The 2,140-nt window shown below is 57.5% G+C and carries 1 protein-coding gene and 1 pseudogene; one reads left to right on the top strand and one right to left on the bottom strand.

The window, feature by feature from the left end; all coding sequences use genetic code 11:
* Nucleotides 1-1,398 (bottom strand): annotated as a pseudogene (locus HU811_RS27295) (hypothetical protein); the annotation flags it as partial.
* Nucleotides 1,399-1,855: 457 nt separating this feature from the next.
* On the opposite strand from HU811_RS27295, the gene HU811_RS26690 reads away from it, so the two are divergent.
* On the top strand, nt 1,856-2,140 hold a 285-nt coding region (locus HU811_RS26690; RefSeq protein WP_186659086.1), incomplete at its 3' end, for a DUF6124 family protein.

The raw sequence follows: 2,140 nt of genomic DNA, 5'->3' as shown, positions 1-2,140 counted from the left end.
GGTGACCTCGATTTCCTGCCAGGTCGGCGACTCCTGGCCATCCTTGAATTGTTTGATTTTGACTTTGCGCTTGAACGTCGGCCCCCACTCCGTTGACGCCATGCTCGACCACACACCGCCAGACACAATTTTTTCGGGGGCTGCTGGTGAATCGTCGGGATTCAGAATCTTCACCGTCGCACCGTTGAAACCTTTACCCGAGAACACGGGCCGGTAGACCGCTGTGTAGGTGATATCGGTCGGGTCTGGAAGGGTCAGGTTGACGGGGAATGTGTAGGGCAGCGAATCAATCCAGCCATTGTCGCCGTCAGGAAACCGCTGGATAGCCCTCAGGCTGTACGAGCCAAATGGCCAGTTTGTCGCGGTTGTGTTCCAGCGGCCTCCATTCACCGGCGCAGGGGCCGGCGCTGTGACGCTGGGGCCGCTGACGACCGTGATCTGCACGGTTGCACCGGTGTAGCCGCTGCCTTCGAACTTCACTGAAGTGTCGGTCGGGGTGGTGACGGTGACGGCGGTCAGCTTGGGGGGGCGAACCTTGAACGCTTGGGCAGTGCTCAGTCCCGACGGGACGTTTTGGTAAGTTTGTTCCGCCACCAAAGAAACCGTTCCCGGCGGCACTTGCACTGGGGCACTCCAGGAGCCGTTCGACTCTACCCTGCCTTGACCGACCGGAGTACCAAGAACATCGAGCCGCACTTGGACGCTGGCCCCCGCCTTCCCCTTTGTTCCGTACACGGTGAAACTCATGTCGTGATTGGCGGTGGATGCGGTGATGGTCGGCGGGCCTAGCACTTCGAAAGACAAGTTGTTTGTGTAACTCAGGACGGGACTGCTCTCAACTTTATACTCTGCCCGCACCGTATAAACTTTTCCAGGCAGGGGTCCAGTTGGTGAGGCTTCCCATGTTGTACCAGGCCCTACGGCGGTCACTGAAGCCAGTTCAGTTGTGCCGTCGAGTACTCTGATGCGCATCCCCGGATCAATTGGAGTTTCACCGGGAAAGCATTCACCCCCGAAAACCACCTGGCTGGGAGCGACTACACCGTTCGATTGAGGCCTAGTGAGTGTGGTTGGACGCCTGACAACTGTCTTCGGCCGCGTTATTCCATGTGCAGTTTGGGAGGCAACGTACCTTAGGTCTGACTCATTTCGCATAGCGGCGTGCACCGTCCAGCTACCGTCGCTGTTTACATCGTAGCCCGCGCCCAGGCTATCGGCCGTGCTGGCATCCAAAATCATTACTCCAACGCCTGGTCTGGCGCCAACACCTGAAACAATAAATGTTGATTCTGGGATATAACCCGACGGAGACAAGATTTGAAACGCAGGATCATGAATCTCCATGTCAATTGTGTTTTCGCCAGACTCGTCTTTTTCAATGTCGTCATCGGTGTCCATGGCGCACTCCGTAGTTTCCGCAAAACGGCTGGCGATATGAAGGGGTGGTTCGTGGACTCATTGAATATCCATCTCGCGACGCCAAACACCTGTCATTTCTGACAGTTCCGACGAGTGGCGGGGCCCGGTATAAGGCAATATCCGGGTGACTACAGCGCCTTGCGCAACGGACTACAGATCCGCCAGAATCCGCCGGCTTGTGTGGCTTGGCCTTGCCCCGTAACTTGATTCGCGTCGCTGATAACCAGCGATCGGGTTTAGTCGCCCGGAGGTAATACGAACGCATAAGCGTCATTCAGTCGGGTATCCCTATCCCCGCACTTAATGGTGGCTGTGCGCAGGGCGCCCTCGGGCGCGCCGGTTTTTTTCGTTTTCCTCCCGGTCGACTAACCTGCGTTCAGCCGCCACCTCTCGTTTAGTCGCGAGTCGGTGGCAGCCCATTGAGAGGATTACGAGCATGTTCAAGGCAACACCTAACCCCCCGAAAACCGATTCCGCGCACAAAACCCTCGACGCCAGAAAACTCGACAAAGCCGCCCAGAAAGCCCTGGACCACTACCTCAAGCCCGACACCCCAGACAAACCCGCAAAACAACTGGATTACTTCATCGTCGCCCCCGACGCCGACCCCGAGGGCATGCTGGCGCACACCTATGAAACCTTCTGCTCAGTGAGCACGCTGATTCTGGATCTGTCCGAAGACTTGGAAGGCGCCCCGCGCAACCTGGCCCTGGCGATTCAC

Origin of the sequence: Pseudomonas tehranensis (genome assembly GCF_014268615.1) — a bacterium.
GTDB classification, from domain to species: Bacteria; Pseudomonadota; Gammaproteobacteria; order Pseudomonadales; family Pseudomonadaceae; genus Aquipseudomonas; species Aquipseudomonas tehranensis.
Note: the sequence above shows the minus strand (reverse complement) of the source record. Positions and strands in the feature narration are given on the sequence as shown.